The sequence below is a fragment of the Rhizobium altiplani genome (assembly GCF_001542405.1).
Classification (GTDB): domain Bacteria; phylum Pseudomonadota; class Alphaproteobacteria; order Rhizobiales; family Rhizobiaceae; genus Rhizobium; species Rhizobium altiplani.
On record NZ_LNCD01000123.1, the window covers coordinates 75,218 to 99,450 of the forward strand.

At 59.7% G+C, this 24,233-nt stretch carries 18 protein-coding genes; 9 read left to right on the forward strand and 9 right to left on the reverse strand.

All coding sequences use genetic code 11. The features are described from left to right. Window positions 1-151: 151 nt before the first annotated feature. Both AS026_RS28770 and AS026_RS28775 read left to right on the forward strand, forming a co-directional pair. Complete coding sequence (locus AS026_RS28770; RefSeq protein ID WP_025657949.1) at window positions 152-811, forward strand: YggS family pyridoxal phosphate-dependent enzyme; 660 nt, start codon at window positions 152-154, stop codon at window positions 809-811. Between the two features lie 82 nt (window positions 812-893). After that, entirely contained in the window at window positions 894-2,804 is a 1,911-nt protein-coding gene (locus tag AS026_RS28775) for a propionyl-CoA synthetase (RefSeq protein ID WP_062373775.1), read from the forward strand. Window positions 2,805-2,862: 58 nt separating this feature from the next. Here AS026_RS28775 and AS026_RS28780 read toward each other — a convergent pair whose 3' ends face one another. Continuing rightward, window positions 2,863-3,561, reverse strand: a complete 699-nt coding sequence (locus AS026_RS28780) for a DUF1013 domain-containing protein (RefSeq protein ID WP_018858939.1) — start codon at window positions 3,559-3,561, stop codon at window positions 2,863-2,865. Between the two features lie 228 nt (window positions 3,562-3,789). On the opposite strand from AS026_RS28780, the gene acs reads away from it, so the two are divergent. Continuing rightward, window positions 3,790-5,745 carry an acetate--CoA ligase gene (gene acs / locus AS026_RS28785; RefSeq protein WP_062373778.1) on the forward strand — a complete coding sequence of 652 codons (1,956 nt, stop codon included), beginning with the start codon at window positions 3,790-3,792 and terminating at the stop codon, window positions 5,743-5,745. A gap of 180 nt (window positions 5,746-5,925) precedes the next feature. Here acs and AS026_RS28790 read toward each other — a convergent pair whose 3' ends face one another. Both AS026_RS28790 and AS026_RS28795 read right to left on the reverse strand, forming a co-directional pair. Beyond that, window positions 5,926-6,225 (reverse strand): thermonuclease family protein, encoded by a 300-nt coding sequence (locus AS026_RS28790; RefSeq protein ID WP_245307673.1) that lies wholly within the window; start codon window positions 6,223-6,225, stop codon window positions 5,926-5,928. Between the two features lie 44 nt (window positions 6,226-6,269). Then, window positions 6,270-6,494 (reverse strand): DUF1674 domain-containing protein, encoded by a 225-nt coding sequence (locus tag AS026_RS28795; RefSeq protein WP_018116220.1) that lies wholly within the window; start codon window positions 6,492-6,494, stop codon window positions 6,270-6,272. 123 nt (window positions 6,495-6,617) lie between these two features. On the opposite strand from AS026_RS28795, the gene htpX reads away from it, so the two are divergent. The 4 genes from htpX (at window position 6,618) to purH (ending at window position 12,452) form a co-directional block, all read left to right on the forward strand. After that, on the forward strand, window positions 6,618-7,580 hold the full coding sequence (gene htpX / locus AS026_RS28800) for a zinc metalloprotease HtpX (RefSeq protein ID WP_025657952.1): 963 nt from the start codon (window positions 6,618-6,620) through the stop codon (window positions 7,578-7,580). Then, entirely contained in the window at window positions 7,577-8,965 is a 1,389-nt protein-coding gene (locus AS026_RS28805) for an RsmB/NOP family class I SAM-dependent RNA methyltransferase (protein WP_062374246.1), read from the forward strand. The genes htpX and AS026_RS28805 overlap by 4 nt, the downstream gene beginning before the upstream one ends. 110 nt (window positions 8,966-9,075) lie before the next feature. After that, window positions 9,076-10,740, forward strand: a complete 1,665-nt coding sequence (locus AS026_RS28810) for a heparinase II/III family protein (protein WP_062373781.1) — start codon at window positions 9,076-9,078, stop codon at window positions 10,738-10,740. A gap of 95 nt (window positions 10,741-10,835) precedes the next feature. Beyond that, window positions 10,836-12,452: a bifunctional phosphoribosylaminoimidazolecarboxamide formyltransferase/IMP cyclohydrolase gene (gene purH / locus AS026_RS28815; protein WP_025657955.1), complete on the forward strand. Its 1,617-nt coding sequence runs from the start codon at window positions 10,836-10,838 to the stop codon at window positions 12,450-12,452. Window positions 12,453-12,468: 16 nt separating this feature from the next. Here the strand turns inward: purH and AS026_RS28820 are convergent, their stop codons facing one another. Next, complete coding sequence (locus AS026_RS28820) at window positions 12,469-13,854, reverse strand: MFS transporter (protein ID WP_025657956.1); 1,386 nt, start codon at window positions 13,852-13,854, stop codon at window positions 12,469-12,471. 30 nt (window positions 13,855-13,884) lie between these two features. After that, window positions 13,885-18,660 carry an NAD-glutamate dehydrogenase gene (locus tag AS026_RS28825; protein ID WP_062373785.1) on the reverse strand — a complete coding sequence of 1,592 codons (4,776 nt, stop codon included), beginning with the start codon at window positions 18,658-18,660 and terminating at the stop codon, window positions 13,885-13,887. Between the two features lie 254 nt (window positions 18,661-18,914). Here AS026_RS28825 and pdxY point away from each other — a divergent pair, with 254 nt between their 5' ends. Both pdxY and AS026_RS28835 read left to right on the forward strand, forming a co-directional pair. Continuing rightward, window positions 18,915-19,790, forward strand: coding sequence for a pyridoxal kinase PdxY (gene pdxY / locus AS026_RS28830; RefSeq protein ID WP_062374249.1), 876 nt, complete (start codon window positions 18,915-18,917; stop codon window positions 19,788-19,790). Window positions 19,791-19,852: 62 nt separating this feature from the next. Then, on the forward strand, window positions 19,853-20,494 hold the full coding sequence (locus AS026_RS28835; protein ID WP_025657959.1) for a carbonic anhydrase: 642 nt from the start codon (window positions 19,853-19,855) through the stop codon (window positions 20,492-20,494). A 59-nt stretch (window positions 20,495-20,553) separates the two neighbouring features. Here AS026_RS28835 and AS026_RS28840 read toward each other — a convergent pair whose 3' ends face one another. From AS026_RS28840 to AS026_RS28855, 4 genes are all read right to left on the reverse strand, one after another. Further along, complete coding sequence (locus AS026_RS28840) at window positions 20,554-21,372, reverse strand: lytic murein transglycosylase (RefSeq protein WP_025657960.1); 819 nt, start codon at window positions 21,370-21,372, stop codon at window positions 20,554-20,556. Between the two features lie 170 nt (window positions 21,373-21,542). Beyond that, on the reverse strand, window positions 21,543-22,577 hold the full coding sequence (locus AS026_RS28845; RefSeq protein ID WP_062373790.1) for an aspartate-semialdehyde dehydrogenase: 1,035 nt from the start codon (window positions 22,575-22,577) through the stop codon (window positions 21,543-21,545). A gap of 114 nt (window positions 22,578-22,691) precedes the next feature. After that, a complete protein-coding gene (locus AS026_RS28850) occupies window positions 22,692-22,904 on the reverse strand; it encodes a hypothetical protein (protein WP_025657962.1) in 213 nt (70 codons plus the stop codon). 27 nt (window positions 22,905-22,931) lie between these two features. Continuing rightward, window positions 22,932-24,152: an OpgC family protein gene (locus tag AS026_RS28855; RefSeq protein ID WP_062373794.1), complete on the reverse strand. Its 1,221-nt coding sequence runs from the start codon at window positions 24,150-24,152 to the stop codon at window positions 22,932-22,934. Window positions 24,153-24,233: the final 81 nt, after the last annotated feature.

Here is a 24,233-nt window from a genome sequence, read left to right on the forward strand (position 1 = left end):
CATGAAACCACGGTAGCGTCAAGTTTTACGGGCGCCGCAAGCGTCCGATCTCGGCCCGCCGGCCACTATTTCGGGCGCGTGGGCCTTGGCAAGCACAGTCGGGGCGTTTAGTGCATTGCCATCTTCTCATGCAGTCATGTCGAGGCGAGTGATGGAACTTGAAGAGCGATTGAACGACGTGCGCTCGCGTATCTCCGCGGCCGAGCAGCAGGGGAAACGGCCCGACGGTTCGGTTCAGCTTGTCGCCGTTTCAAAGACATTCGACGCAGACGCGATCCGCCCGGCAATTCAGGCCGGGCAACGGATCTTCGGGGAAAACAGGGTTCAGGAAAGCCAGGGAAAGTGGCCTGAACTGAAATCCGAGACGTCAGGCATTGAACTTCATCTCATCGGCCCTCTGCAGTCGAACAAGGCGGCCGAGGCAGTCGCGCTGTTCGATGTCATCGAAACCATCGACCGGGAAAAGATCGCCCTTGTGCTCGCCGACGAAATGAAGCGTCAGGCGAAGACCCCTCGCCTCTATGTTCAGGTGAATACCGGGCTTGAGCCGCAGAAGGCAGGAATCGCCCCTGATGATACAGTAGCGTTTGTCGCTCTTTGCCGCGACGAACTCGGCCTCGCCATTGAAGGCCTGATGTGTATTCCGCCGGCGGACGAGAATCCGGGTCCGCATTTCGCGTTGCTTGCCAGGCTCGCCAAGGCTTGCGGCGTCGAGAAACTCTCGATGGGAATGTCCGGCGACTACGAAACCGCGATTGCCTTTGGCGCGACCAGCGTTCGCGTTGGCTCCGCGATCTTCGGTGCCCGCTGATACGCTCCTTTCGTCGGGCTTTCTCTCCTGCCATGCCTCTCCTAGATTGATAGGATAATTTGCGTGTCCTGGGGAGGAGCAGATGCAAGGAAGCTATCGCCAGACCTATTCCAGGTGGAAGGACGATCCGGAGGCTTTTTGGCGCGAGGCGGCGGCAGAAATCAGCTGGTTCAAACCGCCGGCGCAGACCTTTTCGCGAGAAGGTGGTCCATACGGCCGCTGGTTTGCCGGGGGCGAAACCAATACCTGCTACAATTGTCTCGATCGGCACGTTCTAGCGGGCCGTGGTGACGATACTGCCTTTATCTACGATAGCCCGATTAGCGGCACCAAGGCTGTGTTTAGCTATGGTGACGTCCTTGCTGAAGTCAGTGCCATTGCAGCAACGCTCCGGCAACGTGGAATCGCAAAGGGTGACCGCGTCATCATCTATATGCCGATGGTCCCGCAGGCAGTTTTCTCAATGCTTGCCTGCGCGCGCATCGGCGCGGTCCATTCCGTCGTGTTCGGTGGCTTTGCGGCAAATGAGCTCGCGGCCCGTATCGACGATTCGGGGGCGAAGCTCATCATCACGGCAAGTTGCGGGCTCGAGCCGGGACGGATCGTGCCCTACAAGCCCTTGGTCGATCAGGCGATTGCCATTTCGAAGTCGAAGCCGGCCCACTGCCTTGTCTTGCAGAGGCCGCAGCTTGCAGCTGATCTCACAGCCGGTCGCGACGAGGATTTCGACACTACTGTCGCGAGAAATCGTGGTGTGACCGTTGAGTGCATTCCCGTCAGTGCGACGGACGAACTCTACATTCTCTACACCTCAGGCACGACGGGCCAGCCGAAAGGGGTCGTGCGCGACAATGGCGGTCACATGGTCGCCCTCAATTGGTCGATGGCAAATATCTTCGGCATCAAGCAGGGCGAAGTGTTCTGGGCGGCTTCCGACATCGGGTGGGTCGTCGGCCATTCCTACATCGTTTATGCACCGCTGCTGGCAGGCGCGACCAGCCTGATATTCGAAGGAAAGCCAGTTGGTACACCGGATGCCGGCGTCTTCTGGCGCATCGCTTCAGAGCACGATGTCCGCGTTCTCTTTACGGCGCCTACCGCTTTCCGTGCCATTCGACGGGAGGATAGCGATGGGGTTCGTCTCAAGGCCTATCCGATGCCGAATTTCCGTGCCCTGTTCCTTGCGGGAGAGCGCGCAGATCCCGAAACGCTGAAGTGGGCCGAGCGCATGCTTGATGTTCCCGTGATCGATCATTGGTGGCAAACGGAGACGGGATGGCCGATGGTGGCAAATCCGCTCGGCCTCGAAGCTCTGCCGGTGAAGCATGGCTCCCCTTCCATGCCGATGCCGGGCTACAGCATTCATGTTCTTGATGATGCCGGCCACGCGGTTGAGCCGGGGACGCTCGGCAATATCGTTGTCGAACTCCCCCTGCCGCCTGGCTGCCTGCCCACGCTGTGGAACGCCGACGAGCGTTTCCACACAGCCTATCTGGCTGAATTTCCCGGTTACTATAAAACGGCGGATGCCGGCTATATCGACGAGGATGGCTATCTCTTCATCATGTCGCGCACCGACGACATCATCAACTGCGCAGGCCATCGGCTGTCGACAGGAGCGATGGAGGAGGTTTGTGCCACGCATCCGGATGTTGCCGAATGCGCGGTGGTTGGAATTGCCGATCAGGTGAAGGGTCAGGTCCCCTGCGGCTTTCTCGTTCTGAAGAAGAATGTTTCACGGGAAACATCGGCCATTGAATCGGAGGTCGTACAGCTGATCCGCGATGCGATTGGCCCGGTCGCTTCGTTCAAGACGGCGATAACCGTCGAGCGCCTCCCCAAGACGCGCTCCGGCAAGATCTTGCGCGGCACGATGCAGAAAATCGCCGACGGCGTGCCTTGGAAAATGCCGGCGACGATCGACGACCCCACCATTCTTGAGGAGATAGCCGAAGCCCTGCGCAAGCGTGGATATGGTTCGCTGCCGATGTAGGTACAAAAAGAAAAGGCCCCGCTTACGCAGGGCCTTGTGGATCGATCACCGTAGGCAATCAATACTGGTCGTCTTCGTCCTCATCCTTCGGAGAGGATTTCAGCGACTTGAGCTTTGCGAAGACGGCATCGGCATCGATTTCCTTCTCCTCTTCGCGCTCATGGCGGGTCAGGCGCTCGGTTTCATGCGCCGACTCCAAGGTCGCTCCGAGTTCGGCCGCTGTCGGCAGCGGGCGTCCCTTTGCCGCCTTTTCGACTTCCATGTCTAGATCGATCTGACTGCAAAGACCGAGTGTCACCGGATCCATCGGCGCGAGGTTAGCCGAATTCCAGTGCGTACGCTCGCGAATCTGTTCGATTGTCGACTTCGTGGTGCCGACGAGGCGGGAAATCTGCGCGTCTTTCAGTTCCGGATGATTGCGCACCAGCCACAGAATGGCGTTCGGCCGATCCTGGCGCTTAGAAACCGGCGTGTAGCGCGGGCCGCGGCGCTTGGATTCTGGCACGCGAACCTTCGGTTCCGAGAGCTTCAGCTTGTGCGCAGGGTTCTTTTCGGCGCGGGCGATTTCATCGCGCGAAAGCTGACCCGTTGCGATCGGATCGAGACCTTTGATGCCCTGTGCGGCTTCGCCATCGGCAATTGCCTTCACTTCGAGCGGATGCAGTCTGCAGAACTGTGCGATCTGGTCGAATGACAGGGCTGTGTTGTCGACGAGCCAGATGGCAGTCGCCTTCGGCATGAGCAATTGTTGAGCCATGGATATAGTCCTTCTGTCGTCCGCGCCGGTGTCGCGGTCCGTGGATTGTCACCACTATGTCCGGGAAATATGCCGCTATATAACCGCAGTGATGCAGAATTGCAATTGATCACGAATGAAATGACCTTTGTCTAATTGCCGGGCAGATGTGACCTGCTATGAATGCCTATAGCCAGTCCGGGCTGCTTCGCTTTTTGGTCGCCCGGTGCCCGAGTGAGGAGGAGTTCCATGTCCGAAAAGATCTACCCGGTGCAAAAGCCGGTGAAGAACCATGCGCTTATCGATAAGGCCAAGTACGAGCAATGGTACGAGGAAAGCGTCGAGAACCCCGACAAGTTCTGGGGTAAACATGGCAAGCGGATCGATTGGTTCAAACCCTACACGAAGGTCAAAAACACGTCTTTCACTGGCCGAGTCTCGATCAAGTGGTTCGAGGACGGGCAGACGAACGTTTCGTACAACTGTATCGACCGGCACCTGAAGACCAACGGCAATCAGACGGCGATCATCTTCGAGGGCGACAATCCCTACGTCGACAAGAAGATCACCTATAACGAGCTCTACGAGCATGTTTGTCGCATGGCGAACGTCATGAAGAAGCATGGCGTCAAGAAGGGCGATCGTGTTACCATCTACATGCCGATGATACCCGAGGCTGCCTATGCAATGCTCGCCTGCGCGCGCATTGGTGCGGTCCATTCGGTGGTGTTCGGAGGGTTTTCTCCGGAGGCTCTGGCCGGCCGTATCGTCGATTGCGAATCCACCTTCGTGGTTACCTGCGATGAAGGGGTGCGCGGCGGCAAGCCGGTGCCGCTGAAGGACAATACAGACACGGCAATTCACATTGCCGCCCGTCAGCATGTCATCGTCGACAAGCTTCTCGTCGTACGGCGTACAGGCGGCAAGACCGGCTGGGCACCGGGTCGCGACCTCTGGTACCATCAGGAAATCGCCACGGTTAAACCGGAGTGCCCGCCGGTGAAGATGAAGGCGGAGGATCCGCTGTTCATCCTCTACACCTCGGGGTCTACCGGAAAGCCGAAGGGTGTGTTGCATACCACGGGCGGCTATCTCGTCTATGCAGCGATGACCCATGAATATGTATTTGATTACCACCCCGGCGATATCTACTGGTGCACCGCCGACGTTGGCTGGGTTACCGGACACTCCTACATCGTTTACGGTCCGCTTGCGAACTGCGCGACGACGCTAATGTTCGAAGGCGTGCCGAATTTTCCGGATCAGGGCCGATTCTGGGAAGTCATCGACAAGCACAAGGTCAACATCTTCTACACGGCACCGACGGCGATCCGGTCGCTGATGGGTGCCGGCGACCACTTCGTCACCCGCTCGTCGCGCTCCAGCCTGCGCCTGCTCGGAACGGTTGGCGAGCCGATCAATCCGGAAGCGTGGGAATGGTACTACAATGTTGTCGGCGACAAGCGCTGCCCCGTCATCGATACCTGGTGGCAGACGGAAACCGGCGGCCACATGATCACGCCGCTGCCGGGCGCGACCGATCTGAAGCCGGGTTCGGCGACGACGCCGTTCTTCGGCGTGAAACCGCAGCTGGTCGACAACGAAGGCAATGTGCTTGAGGGTGCCGCCGACGGAAACCTCTGCATTACCGACAGCTGGCCGGGGCAGATGCGTACCGTCTATGGCGACCACGAGCGCTTCATCCAGACGTACTTCTCGACCTACAAGGGCAAGTATTTCACCGGCGATGGCTGCCGACGGGATGAGGACGGCTACTACTGGATCACCGGTCGCGTTGACGACGTGCTGAACGTTTCGGGCCACCGCCTGGGTACCGCCGAGGTCGAGTCCGCACTCGTTTCGCATAATCTTGTCTCGGAGGCTGCTGTCGTCGGCTATCCGCACCCGATCAAGGGTCAGGGCATTTATTGCTACGTCACCCTGATGGCCGGCAATGAGGGTTCGGATGATCTGCGCCAACAGCTCGTCAAGCATGTTCGCGGCGAGATTGGCCCAATCGCTGCACCTGACAAGATCCAGTTTGCACCGGGTCTTCCGAAGACCCGCTCCGGCAAGATCATGCGCCGCATCCTGCGCAAAATCGCCGAGGACGACTTCGGCTCTCTGGGCGACACCTCGACGCTTGCCGATCCGGCGGTTGTCGACGACCTGATCGCGAACCGCCAGAACAAGGCGACTGCCTAAGCAAAAGCCGCTCCGAGCGATCGGGGCGGCTTCAATTCTCTACGGGCAGGTTTCTCGTGGCTTTCGGCCGCCGTTATAGGCCTGGACAATCCCTTCCTCCAAGAGGTCCTGAGCCGGATTCCTGCCATCCGAAAGGGTTACATCTGCGAGGATGCGACCGAAATACTTGTCGCCTGCGATCTACGTAAGCTGGATCTCGGAGGATCCGGATGTAAGGCTTTCCAGGGCGTGACGGGCGTCGATTCCCGCGCGCCTTACGTCAGCGCAGCTCGAGTGCATCTCGGGCGCGTCGATCCCGCGAATACGGACATAGACTTCCATTGTCTGCTGCGGCCAAGGGTGCGCTTCGACCAGCAGTGTGTCTCCATCGATCACTCTCAGGATTTCGGCTGATACTGGCCCTTCAATTTCGTCGCGCGCCGCGGCGTTTACCGCAGTCACAAGAAGGGTCATCGCAACAAACGAAGCAATCTCTCTCATGAAAGGAATAAATTCCACGAGCGAAAGTCAATAGGAATATTTACTTAGAAATCGATGGCCCTGCCGTTGATTTCCCAGTCTCCAAAGCGGGAAGGATCAGCGCCGCCGCGGCCACCTATCTCTGATGGCATTTCTACCGGCTTTTCGTTTCGGCGCCGCTCTTCGGCCTCGGCGAGCGCACGCTTGGCGGCTGGCGAGAGCAGCTTGCGTGGCGCCTCGGCGGCTTCAGTCGCCAGGGTTTCATTGTTGTCGTTGTCCGCTGCCTGCATCACGCGATTCCGCCCGAAATATATTGAAAATGGCTGGTGAATGACCAAATCATAGAGCGCCGGCGCCTCAATTGAAACCCTCCGGTTTTGCGCGGCCCGCTTAGGGGTATTTTGGAGATAGCAATGAACCTCGTCCGTACAGCCATGTTGCTTGCCTTCATGACCGCGTTGTTCATGGCCGTCGGCTTTCTGATCGGCGGGCGGAGCGGCATGATGATCGCGTTCGTGATCGCCGCTGGGATGAACTTCTTTTCCTACTGGAATTCGGACCGCATGGTGCTGTCGGCCTATCGCGCGCAGGAGGTTGACGAGCGCAATGCGCCCGAATTCTTCGCGATCGTCAGGGATCTGGCGCGCAATGCCGGCCTGCCGATGCCGAAGGTCTACCTCTACGACAGTCCACAGCCAAATGCCTTCGCGACTGGTCGCAATCCCGAGAACGCTGCCGTTGCCGCGTCCACCGGCTTGCTGAGCGCACTGACGCCGGAAGAGGTCGCAGGCGTCATGGCCCATGAGTTGGCTCACGTGCAAAATCGCGACACCCTGACGATGACGATTACGGCGACCCTCGCCGGTGCAATCTCGATGCTGGGCAATTTTGCTTTCTTCTTCGGCGGCAACCGGGGAAACAACAACAATCCCCTGGGTTTCATCGGGGTATTGCTGGCGATGATCGTCGCGCCGCTTGCCGCGATGATGGTTCAGATGGCCATCAGCCGGACGCGCGAATATTCCGCCGACCGCCGAGGCGCGGAAATCTGCGGCAATCCTCTGTGGCTGGCTTCGGCACTGGGCAAGATTGCACGTAGCGCCTCGCACGTGCCGAATTACGATGCCGAGCGAAACCCGGCAACTGCCCACATGTTCATCATCAATCCGCTGACCGGTGCTGGCGTGGACAACCTGTTCTCAACGCACCCGAACACGGAAAACCGGATTGCGGCGCTGCAGGAAATGGCGCGCGGCGGCATGAATGGCTCGACGGCGCCGGCGCGCGCTGCTAATCCGATGCGCAAATCGCGCTCGGTTCCGAATACCGGTCTTGATCGCGGTGGCTCACAACCGCCGAAAGGTCCGTGGTCTTGAATTCAGACGGCAAGAAAAAACCATTTCGAAAACCAAAGTCGTCCAATCCGGGCGTTGTGGCTGGTCCGGCAAAGCCCGGATTCCAGGTTCGTGCCGCCGCCGCAAAGATCCTGGCAGCGGTCGTGGACCGTAAGCTTTCGCTTGACGGCGCCTTGGACAATGAACACGGCAATCCGGCCTATAAGGCGCTCAACGAGGGTGACCGCGCCCTCGTCCGCGCCATTCTGAATACAACGCTTCGGCATTTGCCGCGCATCGACGCCGCGATCTCCCGCCTGCTCGAATCGCCGCTTCCCGAAGGTGCGCGAGCGCTGCACCATGTTCTTGCGATTGCCGCGGCGCAGATCCTCTACCTTGATGTTCCGGATCATGCTGCGGTCGACCTGGCAGTCGAGCAATCAAATCAGGACCCGCGCAATCGTCGCTTTGCAAAGCTGGTGAACGCCGTTCTGCGCCGACTTGGACGCGAGAAGGACCAAATCCTTGCTGAGATCGCGACCATTCCGGTGATGCCGGAATGGTTTCTTCAAAGGCTCGAAAAGGCTTACGGCAAGGAAAGGGCGCAATCGATATCTGAATCGCAGCTCGAGCCGGCAGCGATCGATCTTACCGTCAAAGCTGATGCGCAGCGCTGGGCGGAACGTTTGGGTGGTTTCGCGCTGCCGACGGGTGGTGTGCGTCTGGCTGCCTTCGAGGGCAGCATCCCCTCACTCGAGGGATTTTCGGAGGGCGACTGGTGGGTCCAGGACGCGGCCGCCAGCATCCCAGCTCAGCTCTTTGGTGATTTGACAGGAAAGCGAGTTGCCGATCTATGTGCGGCGCCCGGCGGAAAGACTGCCCAGCTGGTTCTCGCCGGTGGTGACGTTACTGCGGTTGAGCAGTCTGAAAACCGCATCAAGCGTTTGCGCGCGAACCTCGATCGGCTTGGACTGAAAGCCGAGACAGTCGCCAGCGACCTGACGAAATATGAGCCTGCAGAGCTGTTCGATGCGATCCTGCTGGATGCGCCCTGCTCATCGACGGGAACGACGCGCCGGCATCCGGATGTTCTCTGGGCCAAGGGGCCGGAAGATATAGCGAAGCTTGCTGCGCTTCAGGAGCGGCTGCTGCGCCATGCGATCACTTTGCTGAAGCTGGATGGCACGATCGTCTTTTCCAATTGTTCCCTTGATCCCGCCGAAGGCGAAGACGTCGTGGCTCGCGTCCTTTCGGATACGCCTTCAGTCGAGCGAGCGGCCGTTGATCCTGAGCGCTGGCCCGGGCTCGAAGCAGCAATCAGCGCGCTTGGCGAATTCCGCACGACACCAGACATGCTGGAGGTTCCCGCTGGTTTTGCGGGCGGTCTTGACGGTTTCTACGCTGTCGTGATGCGCCGTGTTGCTTGATCGCAGGGCAACTGGCATAGTTGAGCACCTGTCATAATTTGATACGCAAGTGTCACGGATTCCGGGCTTATTCACTTATTCTTAACGACGCGGGTCAATAGACAATAAACATGTGGTCCGGGTTCTCGACTCTTTATGTGAGAGAGGCTTGGCGGCGCACGCTGTGCCGCGGAGCAATCATGCGGTTGCGTCTCTTCCGCCACACGACCCACGCCCCCGAGCGCCTGATTGTGGCCCCCACCGATCTGCGTGCCGTTGATCCGCATGTCGCTGAAGAGATTTTGAACGGTCGCTTCCCGCTTGCCGGGCGGCTTCTCGAAACCGGTGGCAAGTCGCCCTTCAATTTCAGCCTTCCGTCCCGTTCCTTCGCACTGCGGCTTCATGGCTTCGGTTGGCTTCGCCATATGCGGACCAAGAAAAGCGACCTTCACTCGAGCGTTGCCCGCTCCATTGTCAACGACTGGCTGTCGCTGCATGGCGGCCGCATCGAGGGCATCGCCTGGGAAATCGATGTGACGGCGCAGCGCGTTATTTCCTGGCTCTCGCATTCGCCTGTGGTTCTTCACAATGCCGACCGCGGCTTCTATCGCCGCTTCTTGCGGTCGCTTGCCTTTCAGGTCCGGTTCCTGCGGCGAATGGCCAAGTACGCGCCGCCGGGGGAGGTTCGCTTTCGGCTGCGGATTGCCCTCGCGATGGCCTCGATTGCAATGCCGACGCGCGCAGGCGCGTTGCGGCGCGCTGCCGAAGCATTGGATCAGGAGTTCGATAGCCAGATCCTGCCTGACGGCGGTCATGTCTCGCGCAATCCCCGGGTAGGGCTGGAACTGCTTCTTGATCTCCTCCCGTTGCGGCAAACCTACGTCAATCTCGGCCATGACCTGCCGCAGAAGTTGATCTCGGGCATCGACCGCATGTACCCAGCCCTGCGCTTCTTCAGGCATCAGGACGGCGATCTCGCCCTTTTCAACGGCGCGACGTCGACCCTTGCGACAGAGCTAATGTCCTTGCTGCGGTATGACGAGACGGCGGGAGATCCCTTCAAGGCGATGCCCCATTCGCGCTATCAGCGGCTGGCAGCAGGGAAAACGGTGGTCATTGCCGATACCGGATTGCCGCCCACCGGAAGTCTGTCCCGCACGGCCCATGCCGGTTGCCTGTCATTCGAGATGTCGTCTGGACGCCATCGCTTTATCGTCAATTCCGGATCGCCGAAATTTGCCGGCCGGCGTTACGTGCAGATTGCTCGAACGACTGCCGCCCATACCACGGTGACCGTCAACGACACCTCATCCAGCCGCTTTGCTCCGTCCGACTTCATTGCGAATGTGATTACAGACGGCGTGAAGACCGTGAATGTCGATCGCGCGCTCGCCGATGACGGTCGCGACGTCATCAAGTCGAGCCACGATGGCTACCTCAATGCCTTTGGCGTCCTGCATGAGCGCGAGCTGACCCTGAACGCCACAGGGCTGATCGTGACCGGCTGTGATCGACTGGTCGCGCCGGAGGGCAATGTCGAAGAGGCAGTGCGGGCCGTGGCGCGCTTTCACGCCCACCCCTCCATCAACCTAAAGCAAATCGACAAAGAGTCGATCATGATGACGGCGCCCGACGGAGAAACATGGCTGTTCTCCTCGCCTGGCAACGAAGTGCTGATCGGCGAGGACGTCTTCTTTGCCGACGCCTCGGGCATTTGCGGATCTGATCAGATCGAGATCGGCCTCTCCTACCCCGACAGGCCGGAAATACGCTGGTTTTTATCGCGCAAGAGCTAGCGGCTGTTTCCGCGGGCGCAAAGCTGTGCTAACGCGGCCCCATCATCCGCTTATCCCTCGCCGGATATCTCCTGAAGACCAAACGGAGAAGCCTCATGGCCGTTGTTTCCAAGAAAATCCCTGCACCCGACAAAGTCAGCATCAAGACCGCGTTGCTTTCCGTATCCGACAAGACCGGTATCGTCGAACTCGCACGCGCGCTTGCCGACAAGGGCGTCCGCCTTCTCTCAACTGGTGGCACTCACAAGGCAATTGCAGCGGCCGGGCTCGCGGTGACCGACGTTTCCGATGTCACAGGTTTTCCGGAGATCATGGATGGTCGCGTCAAGACCTTGCATCCCAAGGTGCATGGCGGCCTGCTTGCTATCCGTGACGATGCTGATCATCAAGCGGCGATGAAGGCGCACGGTATCGAGGGCATCGACCTCGTGGTCATCAATCTTTATCCGTTCGAGGATGTCCGCGCCGCCGGCGGCGACTATCCGACGACCGTCGAAAACATCGACATTGGCGGTCCTGCGATGATCCGCGCATCGGCCAAGAACCACGCTTACGTGACGATCCTGACCGATCCGGCGGACTATCCAGAACTGCTCGAGCAGCTTGCCTCGGACGCCGGACAGACCGCTTATGCGTTCCGCCAGCGGTTGGCCGCCAAGGCCTTCGCCCGGACCGCCGCTTACGACGCCATGATCTCCAACTGGTTTGCCGAGGCTCTTTCGATCGACACCCCGCGCCATCGCGTCATCGGCGGTGTGCTCAAGGAAGAGATGCGGTATGGCGAGAATCCGCACCAGAAGGCGGCGTTCTATGTGACCGGCGAGCACCGCCCCGGCGTTGCCACGGCGTCACTGCTTCAGGGCAAGCAGCTCTCCTACAACAACATCAACGACACCGATGCGGCCTATGAACTCGTTGCCGAGTTCCTGCCGGAGAAGTCGGCGGCCTGCGCGATCATCAAGCACGCTAATCCCTGCGGCGTGGCGACGGGTTCCAACCTGCTCGACGCCTACAAGCGCGCGCTTGCCTGCGATTCCGTTTCTGCTTTCGGGGGGATCATCGCGCTCAACCAGACGCTCGACGCTCAAACCGCCGAGGAGATCATCAAGCTCTTTACCGAAGTCATCATCGCGCCCGACGTGACCGAAGAGGCGAAAGCCATCGTCGCGCGCAAGGCAAACCTCCGGCTTCTGACCGCAGGCGGCCTGCCGGATCCGCGGTCTTCAGGCCTGACGGCGAAAACCGTCTCCGGCGGACTGCTCGTGCAGAGCCGAGACAACGGCATGGTCGAGGATCTGGAGCTGAAGGTGGTTACCAAGCGGGCGCCGACCCATCAGGAACTCGAAGACATGAAATTTGCCTTCAAGGTTGCCAAGCACGTCAAGTCGAACGCCGTGGTCTATGCGAAGGACGGCCAGACGGCTGGCATCGGCGCGGGCCAGATGAGCCGCGTCGATTCTGCACGTATTGCTGGCCTGAAGGCCGAGGAGGCGGCCAAAGCGCTCGGTCTCGCAGAGCCGTTGACGCGCGGTTCGGCTGTTGCCTCTGAGGCATTCCTGCCCTTCGCCGATGGCTTGCTGTCGATGATCGCAGCCGGCGCGACGGCTGTTATCCAACCGGGCGGGTCGATGCGCGACCAGGAAGTGATCGACGCTGCCAACGAGCACAATGTCGCGATGGTCTTTACCGGTATGCGGCACTTCCGCCACTGACCGGTGGCCTTTGCCGTTACGCCCTGTCCGCGGGATAGGGCGTACGGACAAGCAGGATCAGTCCCGCTGCCAGGAAGAGCACCAGGGTTGCCATTCCAAGCCGCGACGAGCCAGTCGTGAAGGTCACGATGGAAAAAAACAGCGTTGCCATGAAGCTCGTGGCGCGCCCCGAAAGCGCATAAATGCCAAAGTAGCGACCGGCCTCGTTCAGGCTCACGCTTCGTGCGAGGTAGGAGCGCGACGACGCCTGGACCGGACCGAAGGCAAGGCCGACCAGCAGACCATAGGCAACGTATGCCTTCTCCGCTGCCGTACCGAAGAGGCCGCCGGAATCTGCGGTTGGCAGCGCAAGCAAGCCAAAGAGCGTGTATCCCGGCCATGTCGACACAATGCCGATGGTGGCAAGCAAGAGCATTGCCAGACTGATGACGATCGTCGATTTGGAGCCGATCCGCCGATCGACCCTGCCTGCAATGATGCAGCCGAAGATCGCAACGACGTTGAGTATGATCCCATAGATCCCGATCTCGACCGTTGCCCATCCAAACATTCCGGCAGCAAAGGCACCACCGAGTATCAGCAGTCCGTTGACGCCGTCCTGATAGATCATGCGGGCGATCAGGAAACGAACGATGCCACGACGACGCTTGAGTTCGCCAAGCGTGCTTTTCAGCTCCGCAAGGCCGGTGCGCACAGCGGCGCCAAACGGAAGGCCCTTGCTGACATCAGGCGTGAAAAAGAACATCGGAAGAATAAAGATCAGGTACCAGATGGCCGAAATCGGCCCAGTGATGCGGGCATCCTCGCCCTTGTACGGATCGAGGCCGAACAAGGGCTCAAGACCAAGAATTGTCTTCCCTGATTGGGGGCTTCCCGCAAGCAGGACCACGACCGCGATCAGGACGATCATGCCCCCGAGATAACCAAGGCCCCAGGCCGTATTCGACAGTTTGCCGACCTCTTCCTTGCCGACGAGCCGCGGCATCATGGAATCGTTGAAGACGATCGAGAACTCAGCGGCGACCGAAGCCAGGATCATGAATGTCATGGGGTAGATCAGAGGCGAACCGGGTGCGGCGAACCAGAGACCGAAGAGACTCGCAATCTTGATGACGGCGAAGAAGGCGATCCACGGCTTTCGCGCGCCGGATTGATCCGCGATCGACCCGAGGACAGGCGACAAGATGGCAATGATCACCGAGGAGATCGTCGCCATGTTGCTCCACATCGTCTGGGCAGAGACCGGATCGGCCGTCAGCCGGGACACGAAGTAAGGGCCGAAAATGAAGGTCGTTACAACAGTGAAGAACGGCTGAGCTGCCCAGTCGAAGAGCATCCAGCCCCAGATGCCCTTCTCCGATGCCCTAGCCGGCTGAGTTCCCGTCCAGTCGATGCGATTCACAGTCCGCTCCTGATTCCGAGCGGAACTCTCTCACCTCGTTCCGTCTCGCGCAAGGTCAGTCAACAGGCCTGCGGCAACCGTGATCCGGGCAAGGTTCGGATCGCCGCTGTCACTCAACCCAGACAATTCCTCGGCAATCCGGTTGATCCTGATGCGATCGCCGGCGTGCCAAGCCTGGACCGGAAGCTTGTCCTTCCCATGGTTAGCAAGTGCCGAAATCACGATATCGCGTCTCGCGCTTGCGATCTGGTCGATGCTGCGCGCCAACGCCAGATTTTCGTAGTGGTCGGCCGTGACGATGCGAGATCCGGCGGCGAGCAACCGTCCGATCCGGAATGTCTGGGAGACGGCGAAATAGCTTTCCGCGGCACGCGCCAGCGGTTCGCCCGTGCGTTCGGCGATCTGCATGATCTCGGGTACCAGCGCAAAGCCAAGCAGCCCCGAAATCTCGGCGGCCAGCTTATCCGGCACCCCAGCCTCGCGATACTCCTGCTGACGTGCCTCAAGCTCGGGCACTGTCTGGTTGGCGAATATCGGCTTGAGCTTCTTGAGGGCTGCCTGAAGCCTCTCAATAGTGGTGGCGATATCGCCCTTGGCCATCTGTGTCTTCAGAAGGAGGCGCGTCAGGACGGTGAAGGTGTGGCTGATCTCTTCGTAGATGCGGTTCTGCATCTGGCCGCCGATCTTGCCGTCCAACGCATCCGTGTCCGTCCAAAGGCGTCCGAGATCGAAGCCATCACGGGCAATGATTGCCGCCCGAACGACCTCCGGCGCGGATGCCGCCGTGGCATCCATCATGCTAACGGCGAAGCCGGGGCCGCCGCGGTTAATGGCCTCGTTGGCGAGCACCGTGGCAATGATCTCCCGTTTCAGACGATGGGCGTCGATATCGGACGCGTTCGTCTTGCGCATTTTTGCGGGGAAGTAGTTGGAAAGCGTCGCAGCGAAATAGGGATCATCAGGCAAATCACTAGCGGCCAGAGCGTCAAACAAGACGATCTTGGCATAGGAAAGCAGAACACCAATCTCGGGTCTCGTCAGAGGCTTTCCTGCTGCATAGCGCTCAGCAAGGACGGTGTCGTCGGGTAGCGTCTCGACCTTGCGGTTCAATTGCTTGGCGCCTTCGAGCACCGTCATGAGCCGGGCAAGTTCCAGCCCGTTGGCTGTACCCTTACGCTCGGTCAGCGAAATCGCCAGAGACTGCAGATAGTTGTTCCGGAGCACAAGCTTGCCGACCTCGTCGGTCATGGACGACAGCAGCTGGTCGCGCTTCGCCCGTGTGAGACGGTTATCGTGCATTGCCGCGGCAAGAGCGATCTTGATGTTGACCTCGACGTCCGACGTGTTGACGCCGGCCGAATTGTCGATTGCGTCGGAATTGCAGCGCCCGCCTCTCAGGCCATAGGCGATACGTCCCTTCTGCGTGACGCCAAGATTCGCGCCCTCGCCGATCACCTTGGCGCGCACGTCTTCCGCCGCGACACGAATGGGGTCATTGGCGCGATCGCCGACCTCGGCGTCTGTTTCAGACGGCGCTTTGACGTACGTGCCGATACCGCCGAACCACAGCAAATCGACGGGGCTCTTCAGAATGGCCGTTATGATTTCGAAAGGCGTCGCAACGGCCTTGTCTATACCGATTGCGGCTACCGCTTCCGGCGTCAGCGTCACGGACTTCGCCGATCGCGAAATGACCATGCCGCCTTTCGAAAGGACCCCCTTGTCGAAATCCTGCCAGCTCGATCGGGCCAGATTGAAAAGCCGCCGGCGCTCGGTAAGCGTCTTTTCCATATTCGGGTCGGGGTCGATGAAAATATCACGATGGTCGAAAGCGGCGACCAGCCGGATTTTTGGCGACAGCAACATGCCGTTGCCGAACACATCGCCGGACATGTCGCCGACGCCCGCAACGGTGAACGGCGTGGTCTGGATGTCGATGTCCATTTCGCGGAAGTGGCGCTTCACGGTTTCCCAAGCACCACGGGCGGTGATGCCCATCTTCTTGTGATCGTAGCCAGCCGAGCCACCCGAGGCGAAGGCATCGTCCAGCCAGAAGCCGGCCTCCTGGGCGAGCGCATTGGCGGTATCCGAGAATGTGGCCGTCCCCTTGTCGGCGGCCACGACAAAATAGGGATCGTCGCCGTCAAGCCTTACCGTGTCCTTCGGCGGCACGATATCGGCGCCACTGATGTTGTCGGTGATCGACAACAGCGTGCGGATATAGGTTTTGTAGGCTTCGCGGCCGGCGTTGAAGATCTCATCCCGGTTGCCCCCGATCGGGAGCTTCTTCGGATAGAAGCCGCCCTTTGCACCGACTGGCACGATAACGGCATTCTTGACCTGCTGTGCCTTCACGAGCCCGAGGACTTCGGTGCGATAATCTTCCGCACGATCGGACCAACGCAAGCCACCACGCGCCACCTTGCCGAAGCGCAGGTGCACGCCCTCGACTTCGACGCCATAGACGAACATCTCGCGGAATGGTCGGGGTTCCGGCAACCCGTCGACCAGATTGGGATCAAGCTTGAAGGCCAGCATCGCTTTCGGGGAGCCGTCCGGATTGCGCTGGAAGTAGTTGGTTCTCAGGGTTGCGTCCACGACGTTGACGTAGCGCCGCAGGATCCGATCGTCATCGAGGCTCGGCACGTCGGAGAGTGCTGCTTCGATCTTTTCGTGCTGTTCGCTTGCCTTCTTCATCCGCGCCTTGTCGGTGATCTTGGGATCAAGCGTGTCGTGGAACAGCCGGAAGATCATCGCCGCGATTGCCGGGTATTTATCGAGCGTCGTTGCAATATAGTCGAGCGAATAAGGGATGCCGGCCTGGCGCAGATAGCGTGCGTAGGCGCGAAGAACGCTGGTTTCGCGTGCGGTCAGACCCGCCGATACGATCAGGCGGTTGAAGTTGTCATTGTCAATCAGCCCGCCGAACGCTGCAAGGAAGGCTTCTTCCAAGGTTGCTCCGTGGCGGTGAAGGTCGATCTCGATACCGCCTCGGGCCTCGAGCTCCATGTCGTGCAGCACGACCAGCTTTTCCGAGCCGCCTGGCAGGGTGACATCAATATCGAATGTTCCTTCGCTGATGACATTAAAGCCGAGGTTTTCAAGCAATGGCACGCGGCGGGACAAAGCGAGCTGGCCGCCGGAATGGAAAATCTTCAGGCACAGCAGTTCGATCCCATCCTTTTCCCGCGTGTAGAACGCAATACGGATGGGTTCGCCAGCCGCGCAGGCGGCGATGTCCTCGAGATCATAGTAGGTCTCTTCCGGCGGGAAGAGATCCTGGAAGGCATGGCTTACCTGCAGGCGCGGCGCCTTCGGTCCGGCAAGCGCCTCGAAGCGGTCATCCCAGCGCGCGGTGATCGCGCGGATGGCCTCCTCCAGCTTTGCCTGTGGCACGCGTGGGGTTTTGCCCCCGGACCGGCCGATGATGAAATGGACGCGCGCAACGCCGCCTTCAGGGAAGGCCGGGTAGTAGGCCGAGACACGGCCGTCATAGACGGTCTTCAGATAGGCTCCGATCTTCTCACGCACGATCGAATCGTATTCTTCGCGCGGCACATAGACGATCACGGAAACGAAACGATCGAAGTGATCGATGCGCGGCAGCGCTCGCACGCGCGGCCGATCGGCGAGATCATTGATCTGTTCGGCAAAGCTCGCCAGAAGCGTCGTATCGATCTGGAAGAGGTCGTCGCGCGGATAGGATTCCAGCGTGTTGTCCAACATGCGGCCGGAATGGCTCATGGGGTCAAAGCCGAAATGTTCCTTCACTCGTTCGATCTTGGAGCGGAGCAACGGGATATCGCTGGCGAGCGACGTGTAGGCAGTGGAGGTGAAGAGACCGACGATGCGCAACTCGCCGGTCACATTCCCGTTGGCATCGAAGCGCTTGACACCGACATAGTCCATATAGGCGCGGCGATGGACAATCGACTTGACGTTGGCCTTGGTGACGATCAGGAAATCCGGACCATCGAGGAAAGCCAGAATTTCAGGCGTGGTCGTAACGGCGTCCTTGCCGGTGCGCAGAACGAGGACGTCGGGGTTCGAAAGAATACCGAGGCCGGTGCCCTTGTCGCGCTCAACCTTCGCGCTCGCGCCCTTGCCGGAATAGACATATTCGCGCATTCCGAGGAAGGTGAAGTTCGCGTCGCGCAGCCACGTCAGGAAGGCAAGCGCTTCATCCCGTTCCGCTTTCCGGCGGCTGGCATTGTAAGCGGAAAGTTCATCGATCACGGTTCCGAGCTTGTCCAGCATCGGCCTCCAGTCGGAAACCGTCACGCGCACCTGCTCGACCACCGTCTTTATCCGCTTGATGAGGTCTGCGGCCTGCGCGGTCGTTAAAGGGGCAAGGTGCAGCTGGATATGGCTGACGCGATTGGCTGGCTCGCTCGGGAGATCGGCGGAGTAAAGTTCCGGCGCTTTGCCGTCCTCCATCACCAGGATCGGGTGCACGGCCATGTAGAGGTCGCGATAGCTGCTGGTGACTTCGCCCATTACCGATTCATACAGGAACGGCATGTTGTGGTCGGTGACCGTGAGAACGGATACGGCAACGCCGTCGGGCTCCACATCGGCGATGGTCTCGATGGTGATCCGAGCTGAATTGCTGCCCCAGGCCGCGAGTTCCTTGGTGGAATGGATGGCCGAGAGTGCCAGCATCTCCGGTGTGTAGCGTTCCAGGTCGTCGCCGCTGGCACGGCCGAACAGGAACTCGGGATTGAGGTAGGCTTCCCCTGTTGCCGCCGCGATCTTGGTCGCGCTCTCCAGTTGTTTTTCGCGCTTCGGATTGTTTCGGCCAGCCATCGCAGATACTCCTCATCTCCTCGATTTGGCGCAAGTTAGCAGAAGATTTGACGAAAGAATCTCTAAAAGACGGCATCCCGAGGCAGCTTTCATGCGTTTTTAGCCGCCGGGACGCAAATTTTCGAAAGATTTTTGGTTCGCCGTGAGTATGTGGAAATTCTTGAGGGGCGACGTTGGCATGCCTGCATGAAGGGCAGTTGACAGTGAAGCCGCAAAAAGGGGATCAACACTCATTGGAAGCCGAGTCGAGCATCATGTCGGAAAATGCCGCAGGAACTGTCATCGTTATCTCCAGCCACGTTGTGCGCGGCTCCGTCGGAAATCGTGCAGCGGTCTTTGCACTAGAAACGCTTGGTCATCAGGTCTGGGCGCTGCCGACGATCGTGCTTCCGTGGCATCCCGGTCACGGTCGGTCGACGCGACTAACGTTCACCGAAAGCGATTTTGAGGCGGCCATCGACGATCTCATTCGCGCGCCCTGGATCGGCGAGGTGAAGGCGGTTCTTTCCGGCTATTTCGGCAATGCCGCGCAGGCGCGCTCGGTTGCCCGGCTCGTAACGGCTTTGCGAGAGCGCAAGCCGGACCTGCTCTATGTCTGCGATCCGGTCATGGGGGATCTGGGCGGTCTCTACGTACCACAGACAACGGCAGAGGCGATCAGAGATTATCTGATCCCACTGGCGTCGCTAGCGACGCCCAATCGATACGAACTGGCGTGGCTTGTAGGCGCCCCGCTGGAGGACAATACGGCGATTATGGACGCCGCCCTGTCGCTGGGGCCCTCCCGTATGCTGGTGACGTCAGCGGTGCCGATGATGGCCGGTGGCACGGGGAACCTCTATCTCTCGGGCCGTCACGCGCTGCTGGCGGAACACCGCCTTATCGACAAGCCGCCGAATGGTCTCGGAGATCTTCTTGCCGCGCTGTTTCTGTCGCGACTTCTTTCCGGCATGGAGGACGAGAAGGCGCTTCAGCTTGCAACGGCAAGCGTCTACGAGGTGCTTGCCCGCGCCGTGAAGCGGGGCAGCGATGAATTGACGCTGGCAAGCGACTCGTCGAGCCTGGCATCGCCGATGGCGATGGTCCAGATGCGGCGCTTGATGCATCCGGCGCAAAGGCGCAAGGGCTAACGCCGCTTCCTATCTTGCAGTGCGATATTGATCTTGCCGGGCGCAAGCTGTAATCGAAGATCATGCAGCGTTTTCCAAACACCCTTCTCGACGGTTACCGCAACTTTATGAACGGGCGTTACACGGACGCCCGCGATCGCTATAAAGCGCTGGCCGAGCACGGCCAAAACCCAAGTACGCTGGTGGTCGCCTGTTCGGATTCGCGCGCAGCCCCCGAGCTGATCTTCGATGCCGGTCCCGGCGAACTGTTCGTCATCCGCAACGTGGCCAATATGGTGCCGCCCTACGAGCCGGACGGCCATTTCCATGCCACCTCGGCTGCGCTGGAATTTGCGGTTCAGGCTCTGAAGGTTGCAGATATCGTTGTCATGGGTCACGGGCGCTGTGGGGGCATCAGGGCCGCTCTCGATCCAAGTGCAGAACCCCTGTCACCCGGTGACTTTATTGGACGCTGGATGTCGCTCGTGAAGCCTGCGGCAGAGCAGATCGGCGCCAACGATGTCATGACGCCTTCTGAGCGTCAGACCGCTCTCGAGCGCGTATCGATCCGCAACTCCATTGAGAATCTCAGGACCTTCCCGAACATCAAGGCATTGGAGGAGGAAGGCAAGATCGCGCTTCACGGTGCCTGGTTCGACATCTCGACCGGCGAACTCTGGGTGATGGATTCCGAAACTCGCGACTTCATTCGCCCGGACGTCTAAGTCCAAAACAAAAAAGCGCCGAACTCGGTTCGGCGCTTTTGGCTTACGCTAAGCTGTTCTCAATTTCCGTCGATCTGCTGGCCAATGTAGGCGATCGCCTGCTGGTAGACCGTCGCCGCGTTCCAGCCGGCGATGGCCGCGAAGTTGGGCTCGCCTGGCTGATAACCCGCACCGGCCTGCCAGCCATGGCCCTTCAGGAAGTTGGCAGTCGAGGCGAGCGCGTCAGCGCGAGAACCGACCATATCGACGCGGCCGTCGCCGTCGCCATCGGCGCCGAAGCGCACGACATTGCGCGGCAGGAACTGCGTCTGGCCGATTTCGCCATGCGCTGCGCCACGCGCCTGGGTATTGAGATAACCCTCAGAGACCAGCTGCAGCGCTGCATAAAGCTGGTCGGTGAAATAGTCGGAGCGACGGCAGTCATACGCGAGCGTGGAGACGGCCGACAGCGTATGCTGGTTGCCCATGTAGCTGCCGAATCCGGTTTCCATGCCCCAAATCGCGATCAACGGGCCGGCAGGAACACCGAAGCGACGCTCGATCGATGCAAAAAGGGCTGCATTGGAGCGCTTCATGCTCTTGCCGCGTGAGATGATCGCGGCACCACCGCGCTTCTGCATGAATGCATCAAAGGAAAGCTTGAAGCTCTTCTGGCCGCGGTCGGCGGCAATGGTCGGCCTGTTGTAGGAGACGTTTGCGAAGGCGCGATCCAGAACCGAGGGGCTGACACCGTTTGCAACGGCTTCTTGCTTGAACTCGTCCACCCAAGCGTTGAAGCCGGCGCCGTTGTTGCCGCACTGGGCGGCCGAGGCGGCTGCAGGAACTGCGTGGAGCATGCAGGCGGCGGCAGCTGCCAGCAAAAATTTCGTCATGCGCATGGAGATATCCCGATCTGACTGGCCTTCAAACCGGGCCGGCGGCCCCGCTTTCGGCAATATTGTCACCGTCTTTGATTTGGCAAGCGCGGGAAGCCGAAACGACAAACCCGCGCCAAGAAAAGCCCTTACCTTATTTAGCCGGGCTTAACAAACCATAGTTAACAATTGGTTCAGGCTGCCTGCTTGCGCGGCTTCACAAGTCCGCGATTGACAAGCAACTCGGCGATCTGGATCGCGTTCAGAGCGGCACCCTTGCGGAGGTTGTCGGAAACCACCCACATATTCAGACCGTTCTCGACCGTCGCGTCCTCGCGGATGCGCGAGATATAGGTCGCGTCTTCGCCAGCCGATTCATAAGGCGTGATGTAACCACCGTTCTCGTGCTTGTCGATGACGAGGCAGCCGGGAGCTTCGCGCAGAATGTCGCGTGCCTGATCGGCCGTGATCTCGCTTTCGAATTCGATGTTGACCGATTCAGAGTGGCCGATGAAGACTGGAACGCGAACTGCCGTGCAGGTCACCTTGATCTTCGGGTCGAGCATCTTCTTGGTCTCGGCGAGAACCTTCCACTCTTCCTTCGTGTAGCCGTCTTCCATGAAGACGTCGATGTGCGGGATGACGTTGAAGGCAATACGCTTCGTGAACTTCTTGTTCTCGATCGGATCTGCGACGAAGACGGCGCGCGTCTGGTTGAATAGCTCGTCCATACCGTCCTTGCCAGCGCCGGAAACGGACTGGTAGGTCGAAACGACGACGCGCTTGATCTTGGCGAAGTCGTGCAGCGGCTTGAGAGCGACGACAAGCTGCGCAGTCGAGCAGTTGGGGTTTGCGATAATGTTTCGCTTGCTGAACTGGGTAACAGCGTCCGGGTTCACTTCCGGAACGATCAGCGGCACATCGGCGTCGTAACGCCACGCCGAGGAGTTGTCGATGACAACGCAACCCTGGGCGCCGATCTTGGGCGACCACTTCTTGGAAACTTCGCCGCCGGCCGACATCAGGCAGATGTCAGTATCGGAGAAATCGTAGTTTTCGAGGTTGGCGACCTTCAGCGTCTTGTCGCCGTAGGACACTTCGGTGCCCTGCGAGCGTGCGGACGCAAGCGCTACGACTTCATCGGCAGGAAAACCGCGCTCGGAGAGGATATTGAGCATTTCCCGGCCAACATTCCCGGTCGCTCCCGCAACTGCAACTTTAAAACCCATTTCTCAAGCTCTCTTTCTCTTCTCTCCTCTTGTCCGGTGAGGGGGGAAAGCGCGCAAATATCGCGGCTTCCTTGTCCCCAGCCGGGCCGGGGAGAGAGCGGCAGGCCAGAGACGTCAGACGGTTTTCGTCGTCGTTTTGGCCTTGGTTTTGGAAGAAACCGGAACGGCAATATCCATCCCGGCACCTTGTGCCCGGTCATTGCATGCAGCAATGGCGTGTTCGTCGCGAACCATGGATATTCCTTTTCCGCCGTTGCTCTTAGAAGGTTTTCCACAGGAGTCAAGGTTTTTGCGATCAGATGCGGCTGGTGGCGGCGGACTTGCGATCTTCCAGCAGCCTGATGCCACCGCCGTCTAGCGCCGATCCCGCGAACGATCGACGCGGACAGGAACCGGCACCAGCGTTCGGTTGGGCAACCTGTCTCGGCCGCCTGTCTCGAGCTTGCGCTTACGCTCAAGATGGTAGGCGTAGGCAAACTGGATGGCGATGCCGATAACAACGAAGACCGGGCCGACGATCCGGTCGTGGTTGTTGATGTAGAGCACCACCTGGCCAACCATCGCCAGAATGGTGCCGGCGACAAAGATGTTCAGCGAGTGGCGGCCGAGAATGGTCAGCGGATTGTCTGCGGACCGGCGAAGCAGGCGCGAGATTGCCGGAATATTGATGACGAGATACGTCAGCGCCAGAACGTGCAGCAGCCTCGGCAGGGACAGGAACGTCTTGTCGAAACCGGTCAGCACCGGCGGCAGACCGAGCGCTGCCAACGCAATCCCAAAGCTCCAGAGTTGACCGACCACCCAGGCGAAGGACAATGCGACGTAAGCGGCGGCAGCGGCAAAGAGGACCGGGTGCTGCGGCAGTTTGCCGCCGCGGCGGACATGCATCATACCGACGATGCCGATCGTGAAGAGGAACTGCCAGGACAGTGGATTGAGGAACCAATAGCCCTCAATCAGCATGTTATGGGGCGCAATCTCGTAGGTGCCTGCAAAGAGCCAAACGGTGCCGGAGACGGCCAAAGCGAGAAGAGGGCTTGCCGCGTTGAGCAGAAGGATGACTGGCACCATCAGCATCAATGCCCCATACATCGGGAGGATGTTGTTGTAGCCGATCTGATGTCCCAGCAGCACGAGCGAGGGAATACCAGCCTTCAGATTGGTGAGGACGGCAAGAATATTGATCTCGCACAGAAGGCCGGGGCGGTGGAAGACCCAGGCACCCGTCAGGAACAGGGCAAGTGTCATGAACGTCGTTATCATGTGAGCCAGGTAAAGAGTGAACGCCCGCTTCGTGGCCTTCACTGCGGTCTGAAGCCACGCGCTTGGCTCAAACCGCGTGCCATAGGCCAAGCCGACGGCAATACCTGAAATCAGAACGAACGCCTCGGCGGCATCCGAGAAGCCGAAATTCTTGGTTGTAAGGTTCTCGAAAATCTGACCGGGAACATGATTGATGAAAATCGTGATGAGCGCTAGCCCGCGCAGAACGTCCAACCGCGTATCGCGCTTCGCCGGCGCTACCGTCACAGAACTCTGCTTGGCGCCGATCGTCGCCCCGCGCGCTATTGCCATGGAATTCTCCTGCTCTTCCGATTTGCAAACGCAGTTGCGGCCAAAAGGGTTCCCTTTTGGCCGCAACGAATCGCCGGATGA

Excerpts from the sequence above, each read along its gene's own strand:
- AS026_RS28835 (WP_025657959.1), top strand. The coding sequence starts at position 19,853 with ATGCAGCGTTTTCCAAACACCCTTCTCGACGGTTACCGCAACTTTATG.
- AS026_RS28795 (WP_018116220.1), bottom strand. The coding sequence starts at position 6,494 with ATGCAGGCAGCGGACAACGACAACAATGAAACCCTGGCGACTGAAGCC.
- AS026_RS28845 (WP_062373790.1), bottom strand. The coding sequence starts at position 22,577 with ATGGGTTTTAAAGTTGCAGTTGCGGGAGCGACCGGGAATGTTGGCCGG.
- AS026_RS28810 (WP_062373781.1), top strand. The coding sequence starts at position 9,076 with ATGTGGTCCGGGTTCTCGACTCTTTATGTGAGAGAGGCTTGGCGGCGC.
- AS026_RS28780 (WP_018858939.1), bottom strand. The coding sequence starts at position 3,561 with ATGGCTCAACAATTGCTCATGCCGAAGGCGACTGCCATCTGGCTCGTC.
- AS026_RS28855 (WP_062373794.1), bottom strand. The coding sequence starts at position 24,152 with ATGGCAATAGCGCGCGGGGCGACGATCGGCGCCAAGCAGAGTTCTGTG.
- AS026_RS28775 (WP_062373775.1), top strand. The coding sequence starts at position 894 with ATGCAAGGAAGCTATCGCCAGACCTATTCCAGGTGGAAGGACGATCCG.
- htpX (WP_025657952.1), top strand. The coding sequence starts at position 6,618 with ATGAACCTCGTCCGTACAGCCATGTTGCTTGCCTTCATGACCGCGTTG.
- acs (WP_062373778.1), top strand. The coding sequence starts at position 3,790 with ATGTCCGAAAAGATCTACCCGGTGCAAAAGCCGGTGAAGAACCATGCG.
- purH (WP_025657955.1), top strand. The coding sequence starts at position 10,836 with ATGGCCGTTGTTTCCAAGAAAATCCCTGCACCCGACAAAGTCAGCATC.
- AS026_RS28790 (WP_245307673.1), bottom strand. The coding sequence starts at position 6,225 with ATGAGAGAGATTGCTTCGTTTGTTGCGATGACCCTTCTTGTGACTGCG.
- AS026_RS28840 (WP_025657960.1), bottom strand. The coding sequence starts at position 21,372 with ATGCGCATGACGAAATTTTTGCTGGCAGCTGCCGCCGCCTGCATGCTC.
- AS026_RS28770 (WP_025657949.1), top strand. The coding sequence starts at position 152 with ATGGAACTTGAAGAGCGATTGAACGACGTGCGCTCGCGTATCTCCGCG.
- AS026_RS28825 (WP_062373785.1), bottom strand. The coding sequence starts at position 18,660 with ATGGCTGGCCGAAACAATCCGAAGCGCGAAAAACAACTGGAGAGCGCG.
- pdxY (WP_062374249.1), top strand. The coding sequence starts at position 18,915 with ATGTCGGAAAATGCCGCAGGAACTGTCATCGTTATCTCCAGCCACGTT.